This window comes from Salimicrobium jeotgali (assembly GCF_001685435.2).
Taxonomy (GTDB): Bacteria; Bacillota; Bacilli; order Bacillales; family Halobacillaceae; genus Salimicrobium; species Salimicrobium album.
Genome location: NZ_CP011361.2, coordinates 936542 through 958070 on the forward strand (window position 1 = coordinate 936542; position 21529 = coordinate 958070).

Genomic DNA, 21529 nt, shown 5'->3' on the forward strand with positions numbered 1-21529 from the left:
GTGATCGAAATCGTTAGTATAATTCAGTTAGAAGGAGGTGGGAGTAATGGGGTTTACTCACATAGGTATAAAAAGCGGGTACAGTCTTATGAACAGTACCATTGATATACATGAACTCATAGACGAAGCTTACGGCCGGGGGATAAAAGCGCTCGGTCTGGTCGATGAAAAAAATATCAGTGCCTGGCTGTCGTTTTATAATGCCTGTATAGAAAAAAACATAACTCCTATCCTCGGCGTCGAACTCCCGGTGATACATAAAGGAGAGGAGTATCCGACTTTTCTGCTTGCCACCTCGGAACAGGGGGCAGGAAACGTAATCGAAATCACAAGCAGGTACCATCTGGACGGTCGAGTGGAACTGAACGGTATCGAAGAACTTGGGAACGATGTAATCGCGATATGGAAAACGGGAGACACCCCTGTAGCGCAACAGGTTACGGAAAACAGAAAAGAAGAAGTCATCCCCGTATATCGGGAGTTCGAATCCGTCTTTTCTTTAATGTTCGCAGGCGTCCGTGCTGCAGAACTGCGACAGGAACAGATGCTTCATGACCCTCTGAAGGCGTGGGCGCAGGCAGGACTGATCAGCTGTACAGCCATCAGTGACGTACATTTTCTGAAAGAAGAGGATAGAACAGCCTATGAAGTTATGCAGGCGATGGAGGCAGGCGAAGCTTTTAAAGCAGGGACTTCTTCCCCTGGAGTAACTTGTCTCGAAGATCCTTCCCGGACAGAGTCATATTTCAGTGAATGGCCCGAGGTCATCAGGAATAACGAAACAATAGTAGACAAAAGTTCTGTTTCTCTAACCCGCTCCCGTTCTCTTCTCCCTTCCTACCCCCTGGAGGATGGGGACAGTAATGAATATTTAAGGGAATTGTGTGAGCAGGCGTTGCCGGAGAAGTACGGCGCTGATACCGGGGAAGCAAAGAAACGGCTGGAACATGAGCTTGAAGTGATTACCTCCCGTAAATTCAGCGACTACTTCCTTATTGTGTGGGACTTCGTCAAATATGCGAAGGACAAGGGGATTAAAGTCGGTCCCGGCCGTGGTTCCGCTGCCGGGTCGATCGTAGCATATCTGTTGAATATAACGACTGTGGACCCTTTGAAATACGGTCTCCTTTTTGAAAGGTTTCTCAATCCGGAACGTCAGACCATGCCCGATATCGACATTGACTTTTCCGATCACCGGCGTGATGAAGTGATTACATATGTACGGGAAAAATACGGAAAAGAAAGAGTGGCCCAAATTTGTACTTTCGGTACATTCGCAGCGAGGAGTACGATACGGGAGGTAGGAAAAGCGCTGAAAGTGGAAGAAGAGGATATTGCGTATATACTGAAGCAGTTTCCCGGAAACCGTTCGCTCAACCTGGAACAGATTGTAAAACAGTCGGAACCTCTTAAGGAGTTTATAAGAAGTTCCGGTCAACTTCAGTCTCTGTTCAGAATCGGCACCAGAATCGAAGGACTGCCAAGACACGTCTCCACTCACGCGGCTGGTGTAGTTATCAGCGACTATCCTCTCGGTAGATATACCGGGATGATGGATCACGATGGTCCGGCACTGCTTACTCAGATGGCTATGGAGGACGTGGAGGCTTCCGGTCTTCTCAAAATGGATTTTCTCGGACTCAGGAATCTGTCTTTTCTTGAAAACATGGAAAAGAACATCAGAAAATACGCCGATTCCGCATTTTCAATCCAGAGCATTCCAGAGGATGATGAAACTACCTACAGACAATTGTCGGAAGGAAAGACGAACGGGATTTTCCAGCTGGAGTCCAGAGGAATGAGGAAAGTACTGCAACAGTTGAAGCCTGAACGTTTTGAAGATATCGTCGCCGTCAATGCCCTTTATCGTCCCGGACCGATGGATTTCATTCCGGATTATGTGGAGCGAAAACACGGCAGGACCCCTGTCACTTATTTACACGCGGACATTGAACCGATTCTCGAGGAGACATACGGGGTGCTTTTGTACCAGGAACAAATAATGAAGGTCGCTCAGATTGTTGCCGGGTATTCTCTCGGGGAAGCGGATCTTTTCAGAAGGGCAGTGAGCAAAAAACAGGAAAGTATTCTCAAAAATGAGGAGAGCCGATTTCTGAAAGGCGCTGAACAGGCTGGTTATAAGGAAGAAGTGGCGCGGGAGCTGTTCAGATGGATTGTGAAATTCTCCAATTATGGATTCAACAAAAGCCACGCAGTAGCCTACAGCATCATTTCGTATAAACTTGCTTATATTAAAACGCATTTTCCGGAATACTTCCTTTCCGAACTGATCAACAGCGCCGTAGGAGATAAAGAGAAAATAGCGAATTACGTACGTGAAGCAAAGCAGGAAGGTATACCCGTACATCCCCCGTTCGTAAATGAGGCTTTTCCTCATACATCTGTCCGAAAAGGAAATATCATCCTCGGCTTCATGATGATAAAAGGTATCGGTTTCAAGATGGGCCGTTCCATTACGGAAGAGAGGCAGCGGGGACGCTTTACGAATTTTTTCGAGTTCACGATGAGGGGGTCTTCCTACCTGGATCGGAACTCGATGGAAAACCTCATTAAGGCCGGCTGTTTTGACCGTCTTCACTCCAACCGCGCAAGTTTACTTGCGAGTATCGATCAGGCGCTGGAACAAAGTGAACTGTTCAGGGAATTTCAGGAAGATATAGGGTTCATTACGGAATGGAGCGGAGGTCTCGTCCACAAAGACCCGCTTCCAGCCCTCACACGGCTGAATTTGGAAAAAGAGGTGCTCGGAGCTGTCCTTTCTTCCCATCCTCTGGAAGGGGCGGGCAAAAGTCTGAAAAGAAACAATATAGAATTACTCAGCGCGGCCCTGATGAAAGAAAAAGGGTTCATTACCGTAGCCGCCGTCGTAGATAACGTCAGAGAGATACGGACGAAACGGGGAGAGAAAATGGCTTTTCTTTCATTGAGTGACGATAAAGAAGAGATGGACGCAGTGGTGTTTCCCGAAACGTACCGTACCTGCAGCTCCTGGCTGGACGAGGACATGATTGTAGTAATCGGCGGGAAAATACAGGAACGGCGGGGAGAGAAACAGCTTCAGGCACAAAGTATACGTCCTGTGCAGGAGACGAGTGAAATCTTCATTAAGACAGAAAAAAAGCGGTATACGGAAGTTCTCGAATTTATGAAAACCCTGGCCCGTGATCATCCGGGAGAACAGGAAATATTTCTCTATATCGAAGAAGTGAAGAAAGTCTATAAAATGCCTTCCGGCTACGGGATTGATGTGAGTGAAGAAGTACGGAAGCGTTTGGAAAAGAATATCGGAAATGAAAAATATGCTATAAGGCACAGATGGCTCTGAAATGGAGATGGATGCCTTTACACGATTTGACGATTTGTTATAATTAAGAAGTCGAAATCCGGTGGTCAGACCACTTCAAATACACCTGCTTTACCTGTAGGAAAGTAGAAAAATCCGTACCAATCCATTGAATCGAAGGAGCGTGGTCTTTTGTCAAATTTACGGGATGAAGCATTGCATATTCATAGAGTGAACCAGGGAAAACTGGAAACTACCTCGAAAGTCCCTGTCCGTAATTCCAGGGATTTAAGCTTAGCTTATTCTCCCGGGGTAGCGGAACCTTGTAAAGAAATTTACGATCACAAGGAAACAGTTTTCGATTACACAATGAAAGGGAATATGGTGGCAGTCGTCAGTGACGGTTCGGCAGTGCTCGGACTTGGCAACATCGGTGCGGAAGCCTCCCTCCCTGTTATGGAAGGGAAAGCCGCTCTTTTCAAAAGTTTTGCCGGCGTCGACGCTTTCCCCATCTGCCTGAACACAAACAACATCGATGAAATAGTTCAGACCGTTAAGCTGATGGAGCCTACGTTCGGAGGTGTGAACCTCGAGGACATAGCTGCCCCCAACTGTTTTATCATCGAAGACCGCCTGAAAAAAGAAACGGATATTCCGATTTTCCATGATGATCAGCACGGAACGGCTATCGTTACCGTGGCAGGGCTGATGAACGCCCTGAAACTTACCGGCCGCTCTTTTTCCGATATTAAAGTGGTAGCGAACGGAGCAGGGGCTGCAGGGATCGCCATCATTAAACTGCTTTACCATTTCGGAGTAAGAGATATCATCATGTGTGATTCCCGGGGTGCGATTTACGAAGGGCGCACAGAAGGAATGAACGAAGTGAAAGATGAAATAGCCAAAATCACGAATAAAGAGAAAGTTTCAGGGAAACTTGAAGACGTAATAGAAGATGCGGACGTTTTCGTCGGAGTCTCCGTAGGAGGCAGTTTATCCAGCGAGATGGTGTCGAAAATGAAAGAGGAGTCGATTATTTTCGCTATGGCAAACCCGGAACCGGAAATTATGCCGGATGCTGCAAAAGAGGCCGGTGCCCGTGTAATCGGTACAGGCAGATCCGATTTTCCGAATCAGGTGAATAACGTCCTTGCTTTTCCTGGGATTTTCAGAGGAGCTCTTGACGTGAGGGCGACGAGGATCAATGAAAGGATGAAAATAGCAGCAGCCGAAGCTATTGCCGAACTCGTAAGTGACGGGGAACTTGGGGAAGATTATGTAATACCTGCTCCGTTCGACCCGAGAGTCGCTCCGGCTGTTGCGGCCAGTGTCGCTAAAGCTGCTATGGAATCCGGCGTTGCGAGGAAGCATGTGGACCCTGAACAGGTAAGCGAAAGAACCCGCCAGCTGACGTTAATTGATGAAGATTGAGGAGAAGGGACTGCCTTCTCCTTCGTTTTCGAACGAGCCAGTGAATTTACATAGAAAGGGGAGATGTGCACATTGTCCCCGAATGAGCCCGAAAAGACGAAAGTATATGAAGGGGTGCTCCACCGGCTGAAGGAATTCATAGAGGAAGAAGATGTCCGTCCCGGAGATAAGCTTCCTTCCGAAAGGGAACTGAGTGATCAGCTTAGTGTGGGGCGTTCCTCGATCAGGGAGGCCCTGCGTGCGCTGGAGCTGCTCGGACTTATTGAAACGAAAAGAGGGGAAGGCACGTTTCTAAAAGAATACAAGGATTATCATATGATCAATCTGCTTTCGACCTTTATACTGAACAGAAACAGGACACGGGAAGAACTGCATATTGCCAAAAACATGGTGGAGAAAGAAATCATTTTTTTGTCGATAGGCAGATTGTCCGTTCCGGAAATCGAACAGCTCGAAGCACACCTCGTTCCATTCAACGGGGAAAGTCATAACGATTTATTCAAAGCACTGTTTATGGCGCAGAATCAGGAACTGCTTCTTTCTATATGGCAGCTTCTCACTACGTATCTGGAGTCGGTTGAGAAGATCCATTATACGAAAGAATGGCACGAGGACCTTTGTGATGCACTGCGACGCGCAAACAAGGAAGATATTTTCGGATTATATGAAAACAGTATTTAATCCAGCAATTCGAATACGAAAAGAAAAAGGAGGGTGACGGAATGTTCCGAGATATGTTTGGAAAAAAGAAAAGATATAACTCCGTACCGAGTAAAAAAAGCCGGAAGAACGTACCGGAAGGTTTGATGCAGAAATGTCCGAGCTGTAAGAAGATTTTTTACAGGAAGGAACTGAACAGGAATTTATTTGTATGTCCTCACTGTGATTATCATGTAAATCTTACTGCGTATGAACGCATTGAACAGCTCTCGGACGCCGGGTCGTTCGAAGAGTGGGATGAAAATCTGGAAACCACAAATATACTGGGATTCCCCGAATACGAAGAGAAGCTGGAGAAAGACAAGGACAAAACGGACCTTAAAGAGGCGATTGTGACCGGAAAACTGACGATTGGTGACGCCCCTGCAGCTGTAGCCGTGATGGATTCACGTTTCAGGATGGGAAGTATGGGGGCTGTCGTCGGGGAGAAAATTGCAAGAGCCGTGGAAAGAGCCCGGAAAGAATCTCTCCCGTTCATCATTTTCACTGCTTCCGGAGGAGCAAGAATGCAGGAGGGAGTCGTAAGTTTAATGCAGATGGGTAAAACGGCGATAGCTCTCGAACGTCACAGCCGAGCAGGCCTGCTGTTCATTTCGGTTATGACTCATCCTACTACCGGCGGGGTGACGGCAAGTTTCGCCTCCCTCGGGGACTATAACTTCGCAGAACCCCGTGCGCTGATCGGGTTTGCGGGAAGAAGAATTATAGAACAGACGATCAGGGAGAAGCTGCCCAAAGATTTTCAGACTTCCGAATTTTTACTCGAACACGGACAGTTGGATCGGATTATACATCGTCATGAATTAAAAAGTATTCTTGGAAATGTACTGGACATGCACCGGACAGGAGGGGAATCCAATGAAACACGTGCTTGATTTTGAAAGACCGGTTATCGACCTTCGTGAGAAAATTTCAGAACTGAAAAAGCTGACGGAAGAGAAAGATATAGATCTGGCGGAGGAAATCAGCACTCTTGAAGAAAGACTTGAGAAACTGGAGCATGATGTATATACCAATCTGAAGCCGTGGGACAGGGTTCAGATGGCCCGGCACCCGGAACGACCGACGACTCTCGACTACGTTAATCATCTTTTTGACGGTTTTTTGGAAATGTATGGAGATCGTCATTTCGGTGATGACCCTGCCATCATCGGTGGAATAGCCAAATTCGAAGGTGCACCGGTTACAGTGATCGGCCATCAGCGTGGTAAACATACGAAAGAGAACATATACAGAAATTTCGGCATGCCTCATCCGGAAGGGTACAGAAAGGCCTTGAGACTGATGAAGCAGGCCGAAAAATTCGGGCGTCCTGTAATAACGTTCATAGATACGAAGGGGGCCTATCCCGGGAAAGCAGCTGAAGAAAGAGGACAAAGTGAAGCGATAGCAAGGAATTTAATGGAAATGGCCGGGCTTGATGTCCCTGTCATATGCGTCGTTATCGGTGAAGGAGGAAGCGGGGGAGCGCTCGGTATCGGAATAGGGGACAGGATTCTGATGCTTGAGAACGCTACATATTCCGTTATATCACCGGAAGGAGCGGCTTCTATTCTATGGAAGGATGCTGCTTATGCCAAACAGGCGGCAGAATCAATGAAAATCACTTCGTATGATCTGGAACAGCTGCACATCATCGATGAACTGATACCGGAAATTATGGGAGGCGCTCATAAAGAAATCGAAAATCAGGCTGAAATTCTGAAACCATACCTCCGTTCTTCGCTTGAAGAATTGTCTGCTATGGATAATGAACAACGTCTGGAGAAAAGATATGAGAAGTACAAAAATATTGGCGCGTATGCAGCAATTGAGATATAATTAAGACAGTTGAATCAGGAGAGGGAAGTCCGTAGTCGCACTATTTTTGTGCGACTTTTCCCGTCTTTAGGGTGTGATAACGTTATCATTTTAAGAATCGGGGTTGGCCGATTACTTTCCTCTGATATTTAAATTGTTTAGAACCTCCTGATGAAAGGGAAAAGATAGAGAGATAATTAAACGAGGTGAAAGGTTATGAAAAGAATAGGCGTCCTTACAAGTGGAGGAGATGCTCCGGGCATGAATGCTGCCATCCGATCGGTCGTACGGAAGGCGATTTATCATGGTATTGAAGTATACGGAATCAACTACGGGTTCCAGGGACTGATAGACGGAGATATCCGGAAAATGGAGCTCGGTTCTGTCGGAGATATCATACAGCGCGGAGGGACGATGCTTTACTCTGCACGCTGTGAAGACTTCAAAACGGAAGAAGGTCAGCTTAAGGGTATCGAAACACTTGAACATTATGGAATAGAAGGTCTTGTCGTTATCGGCGGGGACGGCTCTTTCAGAGGAGCCGAGAAATTGACCGAGAGGGGATATCCCTGCATCGGGGTGCCGGGCACGATAGATAATGATATTCCGGGGACGGACTTTACCATCGGTTTTGATACGGCATTGAATACCATCTCGGAGGCTATCGATAAAATAAGGGACACGGCTACTTCCCATGAAAGAACATATATTATAGAAGTGATGGGCAGAGACGCCGGAGACCTGGCTTTATGGGCAGGCCTTGCCGATGGTGCCGAAAGCGTTCTGATTCCGGAAGCGGAGGACACTATAGAAGATGTAATCGATCGTCTGAAACGCGGAAACGAACGCGGGAAACGTCACAGCATCATCATTATAGCCGAAGGGTACGGAAGCGGAGTCGATTTCGCCAGAGAAATAGAGGAAAAAGCGAAACTGGAAACGAGGGTTACGGTACTTGGTCACACGCAGCGCGGAGGCTCTCCCTCAGCGTCGGACCGTGTACTTGGAAGCCGTCTTGGAGCTGCAGCAGTCGATATCCTCAGAAAAGGATCCGCAGGCAGAATGGTAGGTATTCAGAACAATGAAATTGTAGATCATGATATAGTCGAAGTCCTGAGTCAAAAGCACCACATCGATCTGGATATGTATCGATTGTCCAAAGAACTATCGATTTAACGTTACACGGTTTCATTAAGAGGAGGAATTAGCAATGCTCAGAAAAACTAAAATTGTAAGTACTATCGGACCTGCATCCGAAAAACCCGAAATTTTAAAAGAGCTTATTGATGCGGGGATGGATGTGGCCCGGCTCAACTTTTCGCATGGAGACTTTGAAGAACACGGAAGCCGGATTGAGAATATAAGAAAAGCCTCGAAGGAAGCTGGAAAAACGGTAGCTATCCTTCTGGATACGAAGGGTCCGGAAATCCGCACGGGTGATATGGCGGAGAAAGAGGTTTATCTGAAAAGAGACTCTACCCTTTACGTTTCCATGACTCCGGTTGCAGGAAATGAAGAGAGGATTTCCGTGACGTACCCCGGACTCATAGACGACGTTCATAAGGGTTCCAAAATCCTTCTGGATGACGGCCTTATCGAACTGCTCGTCGAGGAAATTGATAAAGAGAACAATGAAATTAAAACGACGGTCCTGAACAACGGCCCTATCAAAAGTAAAAAAGGGGTCAACGTTCCGAACGTAAGTGTCAATCTTCCCGGGATGACCGATAAAGATGCGAAAGATATTGAGTTCGGTGTGGAGCAGGGAGTCGACTTTATAGCTGCCTCTTTCGTGCGCCGGGCTTCCGACGTACTGGAAATCAAGGAGCTTCTGGAAAGAAAGAACGCAAGTGATGTACAGATCATTCCTAAAATCGAAAACCAGGAAGGCGTGGACAACATAGAGGCCATCCTTAAAGTGAGTGATGGTCTGATGGTAGCGCGTGGAGATCTCGGGGTGGAAATACCTGCAGAAGACGTGCCGCTTGTCCAGAAACAACTTATCCGAAAATGTAACCAGGCCGGAAAACCTGTAATTACTGCTACTCAGATGCTCGATTCCATGCAGCACAACCCACGCCCGACGCGTGCGGAAGCATCAGACGTGGCGAATGCGATATTCGATGGCACCGATGCCATTATGCTTTCCGGAGAGACGGCTGCGGGAGATTACCCTGTAGCTTCTGTTCAGACGATGGCCAATATAGCCAAAAAGACGGAGACCGGACTCGATTACGCCTCTATCCTGAGTGAGCGGTCAAAACACACGACGATGACGATAACGGATGCAATCAGTCAATCTGTCACTCATACGGCTATCAATCTGGACGTAAATGCTATCATCACCCCGACGGAAAGTGGCCATACTGCTCGCATGGTATCCAAATACCGCTCCCAGTCGCCGATTCTTGCGGTAACTTCAAGTGAAAAAGTGAACCGCAAACTTTCTCTCGTCTGGGGCGTTCACGCGCTTATGGGAGAAAGAGCTGCTTCCACGGACGAAATGCTTGAAACGGCCATTGAGAAAGGAATCGATTCAGGTCTCGTAGAGCACGGAGACAGAGTCATCATTACAGCCGGAGTACCGGTAGGTGAAAGTGGTACGACCAATCTGATGAAAGTGCACGTAATCGGTAATGTACTCACGAACGGACAGGGCATCGGTCAGGTAAGTGCCTCGGGCCGGGCAGTGGTAGCTGAAAACGCAAAGGATGCCAATGCCCGTGTTGAAGAGGGGGATATCCTCGTCACGTTCGGTACGGACAAAGAGATGATGCCGGCTATCGAGAAAGCCAAAGGTCTCGTAACAGTCGAAGGGGGACTTACATCTCACGCGGCTGTAGTAGGGTTGAGTCTCGGTATCCCGGTGATCGTCGGTACCGATGAAGCGCTCGAGAAAATTGAAGATTACACAGACATCACCATTGACGGAGCTCAGGGGAAAATCTATAAAGGGCATACCGGAATACTTTAACAAAGACGGGGGAAACCCCGTCTTCAGCTTGTAGAGAAACCCCGTGTTTTTCTGCAAGCTTTTTTTGTGCAGTTCGTGCGGGCGAATACCACTCGCTTTCCGCGGACGAACGCCCGAGCCTCCCTCGTGAAAACCCACACTGCGGGGTCTCGGGTCGCCCGTTTTTCCGCAGGAGTCTCCTGGTATTCGCCCTCCCCTCACCGAAAAAGACTCTCCTTCACCTATCTCACCCTGGATAGGTGGAGGGCAATCTTTTTCATGTTTTGGCAGGCCGCCGTCAGTAACGCTTGTTCGCGTACATTCTCTTTTCCGCGCAAGCGACAATAACGCAGCCCGTGCAGTTCTTTTGAATCTGCGAAGCTACGTTCAACTTTCTCTTTTCTCATGCGATAGATCCACTTGCCTTCATTAGAAAGCCGGTTCAACCGAACCTTCTCCTTCGAGCTTTCCCATACATGGCGAGTGATCGTTTTTTGATACTTCTTATTTTGGGTACACTTCGCTAGAAGAGGGCAATCTGCACAATTTTCAGGGTTTGATTTGTAATGCCGATACCCCTCACGATCGGTGGTCGAATAGCTTAAAACTTCACCCTGGGGGCACACATATTCATCCCGCTCTTCATCATATGCATATTTCCATTTCGGAAGAAGCCCTTTCTTTGACTGGTACCTTCGATGAGCAATAACTCCAAATATTCCTCTTTCCATTATAAGCCCATGACATATAGGGTTCGTCAGATAGCCGGCATCTAGACCTACAGCTTCCACCTCAAAGCCAAATCGTTCGATTTGGCGGTCCAAACGTTGTAAGTAAGGTCTGGAATCATGAATATTTCCTGGCGTTACATGAACATCAGTAATGATGTTATGTTTTAAATCTGTGGTACGGTGATCAAGATAAAAGAAGCCTTCCGGCTTATTCTCCCGGTAAAGATAACCACTCTCGCTATCCGTGTCGCTAACCTTAATTTCCTTTGTCTTTTTTACCCCCTCCTTTTCCTTCAGAGGCTTTTTTTCATGATCTTCACGATCTTTTCTTACGGCTTCTTCCAAATCTTTGAGGTAGTCTACCGTTTCTACTTCAACTTCTTGTTTTGAGAATTTCTTCTTATTAGCGTTGGCTTTCAAGTGCGTGGAATCTGTGAATAATACACGGCCGGAGACCATACGGTGGTTCATCGCTTGGAGCACGATTTCATCAAAAACTTCTTGAAAGATATCCGTGTCTTTGAAACGAGTGCGGCGGTTCCAACTAATAGTGGAATGATGGGGGACTTTGTCTGTAAGATTCAACCCTAAGAACCAACGATAAGCAACATTCGTTTGAATTTGTCGCTCCAATTCGCGTTCGGAACGAACGCCATAGATATAACCAATGAACATCATTTTGAATAAAACAAGAGGATCCAAAGAGGGACGACCATTATCTTCTGAATAGTAAGGACGGACTTTTTCAGGAATGAAAGAAAAATCTATGTATTGGTCAATTTTGCGTAGGAGATGATCTTCAGGGACAAGCTCTTCAATGGTAACCATTTCGATTTCATTTTGTCGTTCAGTTTTAGATTGAAACATCCAATCACCTTTCGTTGATAAGTTACAGCTATTATAACAAATTAACGAAGTGATCTATTAAAAAACAGAAAACAAATAAAAGCTGCCGAGACTTTCTCGACAGCCTGAAGACGGGGGAAACCCCGTCTTTTTATTAGGTCAGCGTAAGAGACACGTGATAAACTGAAGTCACAGAAAGACTTTATCTGCACTTCGGTACGGAAAGGAGTGATGACATGTTTAAATGGCTGTTTTTAATCATCCTCATTATACCGGCTCTGGAGATCGGTATTTTGATATGGAGTGGAAACATCATAGGACCTCTCTGGGTAATACTTCTTATAATTACCACCGGGGCAATCGGTGCCTGGCTGGCAAAAAGAGAAGGGATGGAAACGATCAGGGATTTCCAGGACTCCTTACAGAGGGGCAACCCGCCGAGGCATACTCTGCTTGACGGCGCCTGTATTCTCGTTGGTGGAGCTGTTTTGCTGACGCCCGGATTCATTACGGATGCAATAGGTTTTCTGCTTCTTTTCCCTGTGACGAGACATCCGATCAAAAAAGTAGTTATGAAAGCCATTGAGAAGGGTATGAGTAATGGAACGATCACTATTCACAGAAGATGAGCCGCGTCTCTTTTTCTGTGAATTAATGGTGTTTTAAAAGAAATCAAACGGTTTCAATTCACATTCTTTTCGAAATAATTTATAATTGTGGTTGGGGAATTTCCCGATAAGTTATAATAAGTAATCTGAAACACGTTTTTTAGAAACGGAAAGTGATTTTAATTTTTAAAAGGGGGAAAGTTCTATGGCATCTACTAAAGGATTGGAAGGAATTACAGCTACGGAGTCATCAATCAGTTCAATCATTGATGATAAACTGACATATGCAGGTTACGACATCGATGATCTTGCTACAAACTCAAGTTTCGAAGAGGTAATCTATCTGCTTTGGAACCAGAAGCTTCCGAACAAAGCACAGCTGGAGGAACTGAAAAGTGCGCTAGCCAATGAAATGGAAGTGCCTGAAGGTATCATCGATCATCTGAAATCTTATGATTTGAAAACGGTTAATCCTATGGCTGCTCTCAGAACTTCCATCTCCATGCTCGGCGTTCTGGACAGTGAAGCCGAAGAAATGGATGAAGAGATGAACAAGCGTAAAGCAGTTCGTATCCAGTCTAAAATACCGACGATAGTTACTGCTTTTGGCCGCATCCGTAAGGGAGAAGAACCGGTGAAACCGAAAAAAGACCTCAGCTTTGCAGCTAACTTCCTTTATATGTTGAATGGCAAAGAGCCTGAGGATCTGGAAGTGGAAGCGTTCAATAAAGCGCTTGTGCTGCACGCTGATCATGAACTGAATGCCTCTACGTTCACTGCACGTGTATGTGTAGCTACCATGAGTGACATTTACTCCGGTGTTACAGCTGCCATCAGTGCTTTGAAAGGACCGCTTCACGGTGGAGCAAACGAACGTGTCATGGCTATGCTCACTGAAATAGGGGAAGTGGATAACGCCATTCCGCATATTGAGAAGAAACTTGAAAATAAAGAGAAAATTATGGGGATGGGCCACCGCGTTTATAAAAACGGAGATCCGCGCGCGAAGCACCTGAAAGAAATGTCCCGCGAACTGACAGGCCTGACAGGACATTCGAAATTCTACGATATGTCCGAAAAAATCGAAGAGTATATCAAGGAAAATAAAGGACTGCCGGCAAACGTGGATTTCTATTCCGCATCCGTCTATCACAGTCTTGGCATCGACCATGACCTGTTCACGCCTATTTTTGCCGTGAGTCGTACGTCCGGCTGGCTTGCCCATATTCTTGAACAGTACAACGACAACCGTCTGATCCGTCCTCGTGCCGAGTATGTAGGACCGAAAAACCAGACGTATAAGCCGGTGGAGGAGCGTTCCTGACCATCAGGCTTTTCCTTTTACTAAACATCACGTATGATAGGTAATGAATCATTTAACAGGAGGGAACATCATGTCAGAAGCAAAGAAAATCACTGTAGAAGAAAATGGAGAATTAAACGTACCTAACTACGCAGTTATTCCTTATATCGAAGGCGACGGAACCGGACCCGATATCTGGGCAGCCGCGAGCCGTGTCATAGAAGCAGCTGTAGATAAAGCATATAACGGTGAGAAAGCAATCGAATGGAAAGAAGTGTATGCCGGTCAGAAATCATACGACAGAACCGAAGAATGGCTGCCGGAGGAAACTCTTAACACGATCCGTGATTACAAAATCGCTATTAAAGGCCCGTTGACGACTCCTATCGGTGGAGGTATCCGTTCTCTTAACGTGGCTCTGCGTCAGGAACTCGATTTGTTCACCTGCCTTCGTCCTGTCCGTTACGTTGAAGGTGTACCGTCCCCGGTGAAACGTCCGGAAGACACGGACATGGTTATTTTCCGCGAGAACACGGAAGATATTTATGCCGGAATCGAATGGCAGAAAGGTTCTGATGAAGTCAAGAAAGTCATCGATTTCTTCCAGAACGAAATGGGTGTACATAACATCCGCTTCCCGGAAACTTCCGGAATCGGTGTAAAACCTGTCTCCGAAGAAGGGACGAAACGTCTTGTACGTGCGGCTATCGACTACGCATTCAATGAAGGCCGTCGTAACGTGACCCTCGTACACAAAGGGAACATTATGAAGTTCACCGAAGGTTCCTTCAAAGCATGGGGATACGAAGTAGCCGAAGAAGAATACGGGGACAAAGTGTTCACATGGGCCGAATACGACCGTATCGTTGAAAAAGAAGGAAAAGAAGCGGCGAACAAAGCACAGGATGAAGCAGAAAAAGCAGGTAAAATGATTGTGAAAGATGCAATTGCAGACATCTTCCTTCAGCAGATTTTGACTCGTCCGAGTGAATTCGACGTCGTCGCAACTATGAACCTGAATGGCGACTATATCTCTGACGCACTTGCAGCCCAGGTAGGCGGTATCGGTATTGCGCCGGGTGCGAACATCAACTACAACACCGGACACGCTATTTTCGAAGCTACTCATGGTACTGCTCCGAAGTATGCCGGTATGGACAAAGTTAACCCGTCTTCCCTTATCCTTTCCGGTGTACTTATGCTTGAACACCTTGGATGGAGAGAAGCTGCAGAGCTCATTTCCAAATCGATGGATAAAACGATCGGAAGTAAAGTAGTGACGTATGATTTTGCCCGTATGATGGAAGGTGCGACAGAAGTTAAAACATCTCAGTTCGGTGATGAACTGATCAAGAACATGGACTGATTGAAGGAGGCGCGAAGGATGGGAATGAAGCGACCGAAAGTCTCGGTGATCGGTGCCGGTTTTACCGGTGCCACCACCGCTCTGATGACAGCCCAGAAAGAGCTGGCTGACGTTGTGCTTGTGGATGTTCCTGATCAGGAGGACCCTGCGAAAGGGAAAGCTCTTGATATGTTTGAAGCAAGCCCTGTACAGGGGTTTGATGCAAAAATCAAAGGCACTTCTGATTATGCAGACACGAAGGGTTCGGATGTAGTCGTCATTACGGCCGGTATAGCCCGAAAACCGGGAATGAGCCGTGATGATCTCGTTAATACGAACGCCGGTATTATGCAAAAAGTGACGAAAGAGGTCGTGAAGCATTCACCTGAGTGCTATATTATTGTATTGACGAACCCTGTTGATGCAATGACTTACAGTGTTTTCCGGGAGTCCGGATTTCCGAAACACCGGATACTCGGACAGTCGGGTGTGCTTGATACCGCCAGGTTCCGGAGCTTCATCGCCGAGGAATTGAACGTCTCCGTCAAGGACGTAACGGGATTCGTTCTCGGCGGTCACGGAGACGACATGGTTCCGATGATCCGTTATTCCAGTGTCGGTGGTGTTCCGCTTCATAAACTGATTTCTTCCGAGAGAATCGAAGAAATAATTGAACGGACCCGTAAAGGCGGAGGAGAGATCGTTGGTCTGCTGGGGAACGGAAGTGCTTATTATGCCCCGGCCGCCTCCATTGTACAGATGGTGGAAGCGATTATTAAAGATCAGCGGCGTCTCTTGCCTGCAATTGCCTACCTGGAAGGGGAATACGGCTATGATGGCATTTATCTCGGCGTCCCTGTCATTATAGGGGGCGACGGTGTAGAAGAGATTATTGAGCTTGATCTGACCGGTGAAGAAAAAGACCAGCTGGATAAATCGGCTGACTCTGTCAGAAAAGTACTCGATATACTGAAATAGTTAAGAGAAGGCTCGAGGAATTTCCTCGGGTCTTTTTTTAAAAAGGAGGAAAACAATGCTTGATAAAAAACGTAAACTCGGTAAAAAAATCGATGAATTAAAAGTTGACGAGGTGTATGAAAAGGTCTGTGAAGTGAATGATAAAGACCTGCTGATTTACATGGGCTTAACCGACGACGCCAATCCCCTTTATCTTCAACATGATTATGCCTCACAGACTCCTTTTCAACGTCCTGTCGTGCCGCCTGTTATGCTCCAGGGAATGATTTCCCAAGCTGTATCCATGCACCTGCCCGGCCCCGGCAGCCACCTTACCTATCAGGAAATCACCTACCCTAAACATGTCCATCATTATGAAACAGTCACCTTCACCTATAAAATCGAAAAAATCTTGGACGAGGAGCACTTGATCTATATAAGTGTACAGGGTGAGGACAGTTCGGGTGACGTGGTAGTTCATGGAACGCTTCACGTGGTACCGCCCTATGAGCCTGATTCTTTGAACTCTATATCCCTTGAGAACTTTTATTAATATTTTGTAAAATTTGTTCACTAATGAAGAAATGTACAGGGGATACAAGGTATGATAGAGAAAAGTCAGAAATAGGGGGCAGGGGGAATGAAGAAAAAGATTTTGATAGTGGATGATGAAGAATCGATCGTCACCCTTCTCAAATACAATATAGAACAGGCCGGATATGAAACGGAAGTGGCGTACAACGGAGCTGAAGCGCTCGAAAAAGCTGCAGCCCAGACGTTCGATCTGATTGTACTTGATCTGATGTTACCCGAAGTGGAAGGGGTTGAAGTATGCAAGCGATTGAGGCAGAGACGTATCGAAACGCCGATTCTGATGCTGACGGCAAAAGATGAAGAGTTCGATAAAGTTTTTGGTCTGGAAATCGGAGCAGACGATTATATGACGAAACCTTTCAGTCCGAGAGAAGTGACAGCAAGAATTAAAGCTATTTTAAGACGTATCGATAAAAAAGAGAGCAGTGGAAAAGAGGAGCTGCTTACAGTCAAAGATCTTGAAATTTATCCTGCTCAGTATGAGGCTGCTATAAAAGGGGAATGGCTGACCCTCACTCCGAAAGAGTTCGAACTGCTATTGTATCTGGCCAGAAATCTCGGTCGGGTCCTGTCAAGAAATCAGTTGCTTCAGTACGTGTGGAATTATGACTTTGCCGGAGATACGAGAATCGTCGATGTACATGTAAGTCACTTGCGGGAGAAAATCGAACCGGTAACAAAAAAGCCCGCCTACATCAAAACGGTGCGCGGATTGGGTTACAAAATGGAGGATCCTTCCAAATATGAATAATAATGGACGAATACTACTTGTTTATGCTCTTATCATTCTAATACTTATGCTTTCTTTCGGTCTCGTCCTTGCCCAATACGCTCAGCAGTCTATCATAGAGGTAGTCGGCGAGAACGGAATGGAACGCGCGGAGGAAGCGTCCAGAAATATATGGTTTATGACGTTCATAATGATTTCTGTGATTGCTATGGCATTGATAACTATATGCTATCAGATATTCATCAAATACGTCGATCCTATGCGTAAAGCCACAGATACTGCGGAAGAGCTCTCCCATGGAAATTACAGGGCCCGGGCGGACTCGGGGGTATTCGGAGACGCCGGAAGACTCGGAGCAGTCATAAACGAACTGGGTAGACATCTGAAAGAACTGACGAGCGTCCAGGGAATGCAGGAAACGCGCTTAAGTGCTGTCATTAATCATATGAGCAGCGGTCTCGTCCTTATCGATGAAAAAGGTTATATTCAGCTGGTCAATGAATCTTTCATCCGCACTTTTAAAGAAGACAAAGCTTATTATCTTGATTACCTCTATCATGAAGTGGTTCCCCACGAGGAAGTTCAGAGTGTAGTGGAAAACGTTTATATGTTCGAAGAGCCGGACAGTCAGATGCTTACAATACAGCGGGGACTCGAAAGAAAATTTATACAGGTGAACGGCGCGCCTATTTTCAAAGAGAATAAACGGTGGCAGGGGGTCGTACTCGTATTTCATGACATTACGGAACTGAAGAAGCTGGAACAGATGCGAAAAGATTTTGTAGCCAATGTCTCCCATGAGCTCAAAACCCCGATAACATCGATAAGAGGTTTTGCTGAGACCCTTCTGGAAGGAGCTGCGGAAGACAAAGAAAAGAATGAACAGTTTTTGGGAATTATGCTGAAAGAAAGCACGAGACTGGAAACGCTCATTCATGACCTGCTTGAATTAACGAAAATAGAACGTGAAGATTTTCAACTGTCCCTCCAGCAGGTGAACATAACCGACCTGGTGATGGAGACGAAGAAACTCGTCCAGACTCAGGCAGACAGGAAGGGTATCCGTATTTCGGAACATCTGGATACAGATGCTGTCTGTGAAGGGGACTCTACCAGGATTAGGCAGGTGCTGATCAACATATTATCGAATGCGATTACTTACACACCGGACCGCGGCGAAATTAACGTGAGACTGCACGATGAAAAAGACCGGATCACTGTTTCCGTTTCCGACTCAGGGATAGGAATTCCTCCGGAAGAAATACCGCGACTATTCGAACGTTTTTATCGGGTGGACCGGGCCAGAAGCAGGAACTCGGGCGGAACCGGCCTTGGCCTTGCTATCGTTAAGCACATTATGGAGGCGCACCGGGGAGAAGTTTACGTACAGAGTGTGCCGGGAGAGGGTTCTGAGTTTACCCTCGTTTTTCACAAGGTAACAGGAGAAAAAATCTTTCCGGCCGAAGAGTAGTCCTGAAAAATAGTACTGCGGACAGAAGCGAATTGCTTCTGTCTTTTTTATCTTGAAGTCGGGACGTGGTAAAATGAGTATAGCAAAAAAGGTAGGAGTGACGTTATGGGAAATAAACTGGTTCTGATTGATGGTAACAGTATCGCTTATCGGGCGTTTTTCGCTTTACCCCTGTTGAACAATGACAAAGGGGTGTATACGAATGCGGTTTACGGTTTTACGACTATGCTGCTCAAAATTCTTGAGGAGGAATCCCCCGATCACATGTTAGTAGCATTTGACGCCGGGAAAACGACTTTTCGCCACAAAACTTACGAAGAATACAAAGGGGGCAGGCAAAAGACGCCTCCGGAACTCTCGGAACAGTTCCCTTTACTGCAGGAGCTGCTTGATTCTTTCGGTATAAGACATTACCAGCTTCCCCAGTACGAAGCGGATGATATTATCGGTACGCTTGCAAGAGAAGCGGAGAACCGGGGGGACGAAGTGACAGTCATTTCGGGAGATAAAGATCTGCTCCAGCTCGTCTCCGGAAATGTAACTGTCCGTCTTACGAAAAAAGGGATTACAAACGTGGAGACATATACACCCGGATTCCTTAAAGAGAAAATGGAGATAGATCCTGAGCAGGTCATTCATCTGAAAGCTCTGATGGGAGACAGTTCCGACAACATTCCGGGCGTCCCGGGCGTCGGTGAAAAGACAGCCGTCAAGTTGCTGAAACAATTCGGTACGCTTGAGAATCTGTATGATAATCTCGGGGAAGTAAGCGGAAAGAAACTGAAAGAAAAACTTGAAACGAACAAAAATGAAGCTTATATGAGTAAAAAGCTTGTAACTATCGAACTGGAAGCTCCGTTGGAAATAGCCTTAACGGATACGGCTTACACGGGCTATGAACCGTCTGCTGTCCGGAAGCAGTTCCAGGACCTCGGATTTGAATCTCTTATTAATCGCATCGGAAGTGATGAGGAAGAAAGCAAAGCGGAGATGATTTCCGTAGAGGTAGAAAAAGAAAAACCGCTGACTGAAGATATTCTCCTGGATGAAACTGCGCTTATTGTCGAAATTCTTGAAGATAATTACCACACTTCACCTGTAGAAGCGATCGTTCTTTCCAATGAGAAGGGTGTCTTCGCTTTTTCACCGGAACAGCTCATGGAGTCTGACACATTCAAAACGTGGGCGGCCGACAGCTCCAGGCATAAATGGGTGTTTGACGCCAAACGTACGCTGGTTGCTTTTAAACGTTACGGTATTCCGGTAGAAGGCATTACGTTCGATGTATTGCTGGCCTCCTATCTTGTGAATCCTGCCGTAAACAACCATGATATACCAGCCATCAGTCATCGTCTCGGCGAAACAGGCATCCCGACGGACGAGGAGGTATACGGCAAAGGGGCTAAGCGGAAAAGGCCGGAAGATGATGTGCTTTATGAACACGCCGGTCGTAAGGCTCTCATGCTGTACCGGTTGAAGTCCAACCTGGAAGAGCAGCTTAAGCAGAATAAGCAGGAAGAACTGTTCCACAATTTAGAAATGCCTCTGGCTTTGATACTTGGTGAAATGGAATACACAGGGGTGCGCGTCGATGTGGACCGGTTGAAGGAAATGGGAGAAGAGCTTGAAAGAAGACTTGAAGAAATCAAAAAAAGGATTTATGAACATGCCGGAGAGGAGTTCAATATCAACTCTCCTAAACAGCTTGGCCCTGTTCTTTTCGAGAAATTAGGATTGCCGCCGCTTAAGAAAACGAAGACGGGGTATTCGACAGCTGCAGATGTACTGGAGCAATTATCTTCCCAGCATGAAATCATCGATGAGATTCTTCTGTACCGGCAGCTGGGCAAACTTCAATCCACTTACATCGAAGGTTTGTTGAAGGTGGTGCACAAGGAGACCGGCAAAGTTCATACAAGGTTCAACCAGGCACTTACCCAGACAGGGAGATTGAGTTCCGCGGATCCGAACCTGCAGAATATCCCTATCCGGCTCGAAGAAGGAAGAAAAATCCGGCAGGCGTTCATTCCTTCCAGACAGGGGTGGGTCATGTTTGCCAGTGATTATTCACAAATCGAGCTGCGTGTTCTGGCACACATGTCCGGAGACGAAAAACTGATTCAATCGTTTAAAGAGGGAGAAGACGTACACACCAAAACGGCGAGTGAAGTGTTCGGCGTAGCACCGGAAGAAGTTGATTCGGATATGCGGAGAAAAGCGAAAGCCGTAAACTTCGGTATCGTTTACGGGATTAGTGACTACGGCCTTTCCCAGAGTCTCGGAGTAAGCCGGAAAGACGCTCAGATTTATATCGATGCATATTTCAAAAGTTACCCGAAAGTAAAAGAGTATATGGAGGATACGGTCCGGCAGGCCAGGGAAGAAGGGTACGTGGAGACCCTCATGAACAGACGCAGATACCTTCCCGACATGAACAGTCGTAACTTCAACCGCAGGAATGCCGCTGAAAGAACGGCTATGAATACGCCGATCCAGGGGACCGCTGCCGATATAATCAAAAAAGCGATGATCGATATGGCAGCCCGTCTTAAGGAAGAGGAACTTGAAGCTACTATGCTTATGCAGGTGCATGACGAACTGATTCTTGAGGTGCCTGAGCAGGAAGTGGAGAAGGTTACGGAAGCAGTCAGAGAAGTGATGGAAGGAACGGTGGAACTTACGGTTCCTCTCGAAGTGGACCATTCTTACGGCAAGACCTGGTTCGACGCAAAATAG

General features: G+C 46.6%; 16 protein-coding genes. 15 read left to right on the forward strand and 1 reads right to left on the reverse strand.

All coding sequences use genetic code 11. The features are described 5' to 3' along the window. The first annotated feature begins 46 nt into the window (after window positions 1-46). The 7 genes from dnaE to pyk all read left to right on the forward strand — a co-directional run bounded on the left by dnaE (window position 47) and on the right by pyk (window position 10229). Window positions 47-3346 carry a DNA polymerase III subunit alpha gene (gene dnaE, locus AAV35_RS04685; RefSeq protein ID WP_008591440.1) on the forward strand — a complete coding sequence of 1100 codons (3300 nt, stop codon included), beginning with the start codon at window positions 47-49 and terminating at the stop codon, window positions 3344-3346. Between the two features lie 150 nt (window positions 3347-3496). Continuing rightward, on the forward strand, window positions 3497-4735 hold the full coding sequence (gene ystJ / locus AAV35_RS04690; RefSeq protein WP_008591439.1) for an NADP-dependent malic enzyme: 1239 nt from the start codon (window positions 3497-3499) through the stop codon (window positions 4733-4735). 63 nt (window positions 4736-4798) lie between these two features. Beyond that, window positions 4799-5416 (forward strand): FadR/GntR family transcriptional regulator, encoded by a 618-nt coding sequence (locus AAV35_RS04695; RefSeq protein WP_040609651.1) that lies wholly within the window; start codon window positions 4799-4801, stop codon window positions 5414-5416. A gap of 41 nt (window positions 5417-5457) precedes the next feature. After that, a complete protein-coding gene (gene accD / locus AAV35_RS04700) occupies window positions 5458-6330 on the forward strand; it encodes an acetyl-CoA carboxylase, carboxyltransferase subunit beta (protein ID WP_008591435.1) in 873 nt (290 codons plus the stop codon). Then, window positions 6314-7276, forward strand: coding sequence for an acetyl-CoA carboxylase carboxyl transferase subunit alpha (accA, locus tag AAV35_RS04705; protein WP_008591433.1), 963 nt, complete (start codon window positions 6314-6316; stop codon window positions 7274-7276). Before accD ends, accA begins: the two co-directional genes overlap by 17 nt. Window positions 7277-7471: 195 nt before the next feature. Beyond that, a complete protein-coding gene (gene pfkA, locus AAV35_RS04710) occupies window positions 7472-8431 on the forward strand; it encodes a 6-phosphofructokinase (protein WP_008591432.1) in 960 nt (319 codons plus the stop codon). A gap of 34 nt (window positions 8432-8465) precedes the next feature. Next, window positions 8466-10229 carry a pyruvate kinase gene (pyk, locus tag AAV35_RS04715; protein WP_008591430.1) on the forward strand — a complete coding sequence of 588 codons (1764 nt, stop codon included), beginning with the start codon at window positions 8466-8468 and terminating at the stop codon, window positions 10227-10229. A 221-nt stretch (window positions 10230-10450) separates the two neighbouring features. Here the strand turns inward: pyk and AAV35_RS04720 are convergent, their stop codons facing one another. After that, window positions 10451-11806 (reverse strand): IS1182 family transposase, encoded by a 1356-nt coding sequence (locus tag AAV35_RS04720; protein WP_065757335.1) that lies wholly within the window; start codon window positions 11804-11806, stop codon window positions 10451-10453. Window positions 11807-12021: 215 nt separating this feature from the next. Between AAV35_RS04720 and AAV35_RS04725 the strand changes: the two genes are divergently transcribed. The 8 genes from AAV35_RS04725 (at window position 12022) to polA (ending at window position 21529) form a co-directional block, all read left to right on the forward strand. Then, window positions 12022-12414, forward strand: coding sequence for an FxsA family protein (locus AAV35_RS04725; RefSeq protein ID WP_008588562.1), 393 nt, complete (start codon window positions 12022-12024; stop codon window positions 12412-12414). A 184-nt stretch (window positions 12415-12598) separates the two neighbouring features. Continuing rightward, window positions 12599-13717 (forward strand): citrate synthase, encoded by a 1119-nt coding sequence (citZ, locus tag AAV35_RS04730; RefSeq protein WP_008588564.1) that lies wholly within the window; start codon window positions 12599-12601, stop codon window positions 13715-13717. Between the two features lie 70 nt (window positions 13718-13787). Next, entirely contained in the window at window positions 13788-15062 is a 1275-nt protein-coding gene (gene icd, locus AAV35_RS04735) for an NADP-dependent isocitrate dehydrogenase (protein WP_008588566.1), read from the forward strand. 18 nt (window positions 15063-15080) lie between these two features. Then, window positions 15081-16019 (forward strand): malate dehydrogenase, encoded by a 939-nt coding sequence (mdh, locus tag AAV35_RS04740; RefSeq protein WP_008588569.1) that lies wholly within the window; start codon window positions 15081-15083, stop codon window positions 16017-16019. 55 nt (window positions 16020-16074) lie between these two features. Then, a complete protein-coding gene (locus AAV35_RS04745; RefSeq protein ID WP_008588571.1) occupies window positions 16075-16551 on the forward strand; it encodes a MaoC family dehydratase in 477 nt (158 codons plus the stop codon). Window positions 16552-16638: 87 nt separating this feature from the next. Beyond that, window positions 16639-17343 (forward strand): response regulator transcription factor, encoded by a 705-nt coding sequence (locus AAV35_RS04750; RefSeq protein WP_008588572.1) that lies wholly within the window; start codon window positions 16639-16641, stop codon window positions 17341-17343. Further along, the gene (gene pnpS, locus AAV35_RS04755; RefSeq protein ID WP_008588574.1) at window positions 17336-18793 is read left to right on the forward strand and encodes a two-component system histidine kinase PnpS; all 1458 of its coding nucleotides are present in this window, start codon (window positions 17336-17338) and stop codon (window positions 18791-18793) included. Before AAV35_RS04750 ends, pnpS begins: the two co-directional genes overlap by 8 nt. 105 nt (window positions 18794-18898) lie before the next feature. Further along, on the forward strand, window positions 18899-21529 hold the full coding sequence (gene polA, locus AAV35_RS04760; protein WP_008588577.1) for a DNA polymerase I: 2631 nt from the start codon (window positions 18899-18901) through the stop codon (window positions 21527-21529).